This is a genomic window from Pseudomonas sp. (assembly GCF_050739995.1).
Classification (GTDB): domain Bacteria; phylum Pseudomonadota; class Gammaproteobacteria; order Pseudomonadales; family Pseudomonadaceae; genus Aquipseudomonas.
Genome location: NZ_JBOICG010000019.1, coordinates 1 through 5,737, shown reverse-complemented (window position 1 = coordinate 5,737; position 5,737 = coordinate 1). Strand labels below are relative to the sequence as shown.

Below are 5,737 nucleotides of genomic sequence, written 5' to 3'. Positions count from 1 at the left end.
GCACAGCGACAGCCCGCTGGCGCACCTGCAAAGCGAATTCGCCGGCCTGGAGCAACGCCTCACCGAACGCCTGGTGGAACGCCTGCAACAGGAGCGTGACCCGGCGCGGCGTGACCTGATCTATGGCTTCCCGCAGCAGTTCGGTGCGTTGAAGGATTGCCTGCAAAGCTTTCTCGAAGGTGTGTTCAAACCCAACGCCTTCGAAGAGCGTGTACTGCTGCGCGGCGTGTATTTCACCAGCGGCACCCAGGAAGGCAGCCCGATCGATCGCCTGATCGGCGCGATGGCTCAAAGCATGAACCTGGATCGCCAGCAGTTGGCGCGCCAGAGTGGTACCGGGCGTAGTTACTTCATCGAAAAACTGTTCAACGCCGTGGCCTTTGCCGAGCGTGGCTTGGTGGGGGTCAACCCCAAGGTCGAGCGTCGGCGCAAGTGGATTGCACGCGGCGTACTGGCGGCCACTGTGGCGCTGGTGGTGGTGGTCAGCGGCTTGTGGTGGGTGAGCTACCGCGCCAACCAGGCGTATATCGCCCAGGTCGATCAGAAGGTCGCGCCACTGGGCCAGGCGGTGCAAAACCTGAGTCCCGCCCAGCGCGAAGTGCTCGCGGTGTTGCCGTTGCTCAATGCGGTGAAGAACCTGGCCGGTGATTCGCCCAGTTGGGCCGAAGGCTTGGGCTTGTATCAGGGCGATATGCTCGAAGCCGAATCCAGCAGTGTGTACCGCAAACTGTTGATCGCCGTCTTCGCTCCGCGCCTGGTGACGCGCATTGAAGAACAACTGCACGCAGGCGGCAACTCTGACTTCCTCTACGAAGGCCTCAAGGCCTACCTCATGCTGGCCGACAGCGAGCATTACGACCCGGCATTCATCAAGGCCTGGATCGCCCTGGACTGGGACCGCAACCTGCCCCGCGACCTGCCTGGCGATCAGCGCCAGGCGCTGGCCGGGCACTTGCAGGCATTGTTCGACCGCCACCCGCCGAGTGCGCGCCTCGACCCACGCTTGATCGACGACCTGCGTCGCCAGTTGCAGCAACTGCCGGTGGCCCAGCGCGTCTACGATCGGGTCAAGCGCCAGAAACTGCCCGACGGTATCCCGGATTTCCGTATCAACGAAGCGGCGGGCCGCGATGCGGCGCTGGTGTTCAGCCGCAAAAGCGGCAAGCCCCTGGGCGAGCCGTTGAGTGGTTTCTTCACTGCCAAGGGCTATCGTCAGGCGTTCCTGTTGAGCAGCCTGAACCAGACCGGCACCCTCGCCGAAGAGCAATGGGTGTTGGGCCGCGAGCCGGCCGATCAGCAGAACGTGGTGAGCCTGGCCGGTGATGTGCGCCGTCTGTATTTCCAGGACTACCAGCGCCAGTGGGACGCGCTGCTGGCCGACATCGACTTCGTGCCGATCACCAGCGTGGCCCAGGCAGCCGACGTGCTGCGGGTGATTTCCGGCCCCACATCGCCACTGAAAAAACTGCTGGTGGCAGTGGCCAAGGAAACCGACCTGCAAGCCGAAGAACGCCAGCTGGCGGCCAAAGGCGTGCCGGTGGAAGGCGGCGTCGACAAGCTCAAGGAGCGCCTGGGCAACCTGCTCGGCCAGGAGCAGCCAACCGCCAATGCGCCCGTTGCGGCAGACGATCCGGTGACCGCGCACTTTGCCGAACTCAACAGCATTGTCAGCAAGAATGAAGGCGAGCCAGCGGCCATCGATGGTCTGTTGGCGGACATGAACGCGCTGTATGTACAGGTCAGCGCCATGGTCGGCGCCAGTGGCGATGCCTTGCTCGGTGAGGCGAAGAACCAGGCGGCGGCTGCGGCCACGCGGGTCAGTCTGAACGCCGAACGCCAGCCGCCGTTGGTGCAGGGCATGGTCAAGTCGGTGGTCAACTCCACCACCAACAGCATGATGGGCGGCGTGCGCAACCAACTGAACGCGGCCTGGGTCAGCGAAGTGGTCAACGTGTATCGCCAGTCCCTGGCCGGGCGTTACCCGATGTCGCCGGGCAGTGCGCGGGACGCCACCCTGGATGACTTCGGTCAGTTTTTCGGCGTGGGCGGGGTGATGGACAACTACTTCCGCAAGTACCTGCAGCCGTACGTGGACACGTCCACCCCGACCTGGCGCTGGCAGCCTGGCGCGGCACAAAAGCTTGGGATTGCGCCGGGTGTGCTGCAAACCTTCCAGCGTGCGGCGACGATTCGTGATGCGTTCTTCCGCGCCGGGGGCACCCAGCCCATCGTGCGTTTCGAACTCAAGCCGGTGTCGATGGACCCGACCATCACACAGTTCCTGCTCGATCTCGACGGCCAACAATTGAGCTACGACCACGGCCCAAGCCGCCCAGTGGCGATGCAATGGCCGAACCCCGGCAGCATCGGCGTGGTGCGTATTTCCATCATGCCGCCGTCGGCCAGTGGCCGTTCCGGCGTGACCCTGGACGGGCCATGGGCCTGGTTCCGTCTGCTGGAGCAGTCGGACCTCACTGCTGGCAATTCACCGGACCGCTTCAACCTGCGCCTGCGGGTCGACGGCGCGAGCATCGCCTACGAGTTACGTGCCAACAGCGCCTTCAACCCGTTCAAGAGCCGGGTACTCAGCGGTTTCAGCCTGCCGGAGCGGTTATGACCACGCTGGGTTTCTACGGCAAGTTGGCCAGCCGCGGTGACTTTGTCAGCCGCGCCTTGCCCCAGAGTTTTATCGGCCCGTGGGACAACTGGCTGGCAGCGGGTTTGCTCGCCAGCCAGAACCGCCTGGGTGGCGACTGGCTCAGCGTGTACCTGGTCAGCCCATTGTGGCGCTTCGTGCTGGCGCCGGGTGTGTGCGGGCCGGATGCGGCGGCGGGTGTGGTGATGCCGAGCATTGATCGGGTTGGGCGCTACTTCCCGTTGGCGGTGGTGGCCATGTTGGATCAGGACACCAATCCCGCCTCCCTCGTGGGTGGGCCGGACATCTGGTTCGAGCAGGCCGAAGCACTGCTGCTCAGTACTCTGGACGCTGGTGCCACGTTCGAGAGCTTCAACGATGGCGTGGATAACCTGGGCATCCCGGCCAGCGAGCCGCGCGCGGTAGACAGCCGTTTCGCCGGTTTGCAACGGGTGAACGCCACGCTGCCCCACAGCCGGATGACCGCGCTCGCCGAACAGGCGTGCGCCGGTTCCAGCCTGTGGTGGGGCCGTGGGTCGCAACGCATTTCTCCCGGTTTACTACGGTGCCAGGGCTTGCCTGCCGCCGATGATTTTGCGCAGTTTTTGCTCGGACAAGAAGGTGTGGTGTAGATGGGGTCGACGTTCAAATCCGCGAGCAAAAGCCATGTGGGCATGGTGCGTCAGGTCAATGAGGACGCGTGCCTGGACCTGCCGGAAAATCGCCTGTGGGTGGTGGCCGACGGCATGGGCGGGCATGCGGCAGGGGATTACGTCAGCAGTCTGATCGTCGACAGCCTGCGCCAGGTGCCGGTGGGGCGATCCCTGGATGAATACTCGGCGGCGCTGCGTAATGACCTGATCCGCATCAATGCGACCGTGCGCGAAGAAACCGCCAACCGTGGCGTGACCATGATGGGCAGCACCGTGGTGGTGTTCGCCGCACGCGGCTTGCGCGGTGTGTGTTTGTGGGCCGGGGACAGTCGCCTGTACCGCCTGCGCGACGGCGTGCTGGAAAGCATTTCTCGTGATCACAGCTACGTGCAGGACCTGCAAGACAGCGGTCTGCTCAGCGAAGCCGACGCCCGCGTACACCCTCGCGCCAATATCGTTACCCGCGCAGTGGGTGTGGAGGCCCAGTTGGAGGTTGCCATCGTCGACCTGTTGATCGCTCCCGGTGACAGCTACCTGCTATGCAGCGACGGCCTGAACAAGACGGTCGAAGACTATGAAATCCGCGAAGTGCTTGGGCATGACGCGCCGGATGAAATCGTGCGCAGCCTGGTGCACCTCGGACTCAACCGGGGAGCGCCGGACAACATCACCACCATTGTCGTGAAGGTGTCGCCATGAACATCGTGATCCCGGGCTATGACATCGAAGGCGAGATCGGTGAAGGCGCGATGGCCAGCGTATATTTGGCGACCCAGCGCTCGTTGGAGCGCAAGGTGGCGCTGAAGGTGATGGCGGCGGCGCTGGCGGCTGATCCGACCTTCTGTGAACGCTTCCTGCGCGAGGGCAAGACCCTGGCGCGGCTTTCACACCCGCACACGGTGACCATCCATGACATTGGCAATGTCGGTGAGCTGTATTACATGGCCATGGAGTACCTGCCCAATGGCACGCTCAAAGAGCGCATTGCCGCGGGGCTGACGCCGGAGCAGGGCGTGACGCTGATCCGCCAGATCGCCTCGGCGTTGGGTTATGCCCATGCCCAGGGGCTGGTGCACCGCGACGTCAAACCCGCCAACATTCTGTTCCGCGCCGATGGCACGGCGGTGCTGTCGGACTTCGGCATCGCCAAGTCCCTGGATGATCGCACCCAGTTCACCCAGGCCGGTTTTGCCGTGGGCACGCCGAGCTATATGAGTCCGGAACAGGCGCGGGGGCAGGAGATCGATGGTCGCGCCGACCTGTACGCGCTGGGTGTGGTGCTCTATGAAATCCTCGTCGGCAAGCTGCCTTACAGCGGCACCGATGCGTTGTCCACGGCGCTGGCTCACCTGACCGAGCCGTTGCCGGAACTTCCGGTGCATCATGGCCGTTATCAAGGCGTGCTGCGTAAGTTGTTGGCCAAGGACCCGGCGGATCGTTTCCCGGATGCGGCGGCGTTGTTGCTGGCGCTCGATCAGCTCCCGGCCGATTCACTGGAAGCCACGCTGGTACGGCCCTTGCCGATCCCGATGAATTTTGACCTGGGAGGCATCACGCCGGAGTCCATCGAGATCCCGACCGCACCGCCTCAGCCCGTACGCCAGCCTGTGGTGCCGCCCGCGTCTACGCAGCACAGCGAACAGCATCGAGGGCCGGTGTTGGCATTGGCGGCGGTGGCTGTGGCAGTTGCTCTGGCCATTGGTGGCGCCAGTTATTGGTGGTTGAGCGGCAGTGATAAGCCTGTCGAACCGCCTGTCGCTGTCATCCCGAAAACACCACCGCCCGAGTTGAAAACCGCCGTTGCCGACGCGGACGGCGGTCAGCGCCCCTTGCTGATGGCTGGCAAAAAGACCTTGTTCCAACGCGTGCTCAGCAAGCCTGGGGCCAAGCTTTCCAGCGAAGCGGGTGCCACGCCTGGTAAAGCCTTGCCGGCGTTCTCCGTGCTCTACGTCTACCAGCGCAAAGACGTCGATGGCAGCCCGTGGGTACGCGTCGGCGCCGCCACCGATGGCCGCAGCGATGGTTGGTTGCCTGCCGCCCAGATCAGCGACTGGAAGCAGAGTCTGGTGCTCAAGTTCACCGAGCGTTCGGGCCGATCGCCGGTGATGTTCCTGCGCCAATCCAGCGAAGTGGAAAAGCTGCTGGCTGATCCGGCAGCGGCCAAAAACGTATTGGCCAAGGCGCAGAAAAACAGCGAAGACAATCAGCAAGTGCTGGCGCTGGAACCGACCGCCAGCGCCGTGCCGCAGAATCAGTTCTACCTGTTGCCGATCTTCGATTCCAAAGAGAGCTTCGACGAAAACGGCCAGCCGGTGCAGTTGCTCAATGTAGCGTCCATCGATCCGGGAAGCAGCGTCGGCAAGCCGGCTGTACCTGCAGCCAGCGCCGACGCTTTCCGAACGGCCGTGGTGTTGGTGGTCGACACCACGGTGTCGATGCAGCCCTACAT

At 63.8% G+C, this 5,737-nt stretch carries 4 protein-coding genes; all 4 read left to right on the top strand.

Features of this window, described 5'->3' with window-relative positions; genetic code table 11:
• A partial coding sequence (gene tssM / locus ACRESD_RS00510) for a type VI secretion system membrane subunit TssM (RefSeq protein WP_431749139.1) occupies window positions 1-2,617 on the top strand: 2,617 nt, incomplete at its 5' end.
• On the top strand, window positions 2,614-3,267 hold the full coding sequence (tagF, locus tag ACRESD_RS00505) for a type VI secretion system-associated protein TagF (RefSeq protein WP_431749138.1): 654 nt from the start codon (window positions 2,614-2,616) through the stop codon (window positions 3,265-3,267). The genes tssM and tagF, both read left to right, overlap by 4 nt.
• Window positions 3,268-3,987, top strand: coding sequence for a PP2C family protein-serine/threonine phosphatase (locus tag ACRESD_RS00500; RefSeq protein ID WP_431749137.1), 720 nt, complete (start codon window positions 3,268-3,270; stop codon window positions 3,985-3,987).
• Window positions 3,984-5,737 (top strand): serine/threonine-protein kinase (locus tag ACRESD_RS00495; protein WP_431749136.1); only part of this gene is annotated, 1,754 nt, incomplete at its 3' end. The genes ACRESD_RS00500 and ACRESD_RS00495, both read left to right, overlap by 4 nt.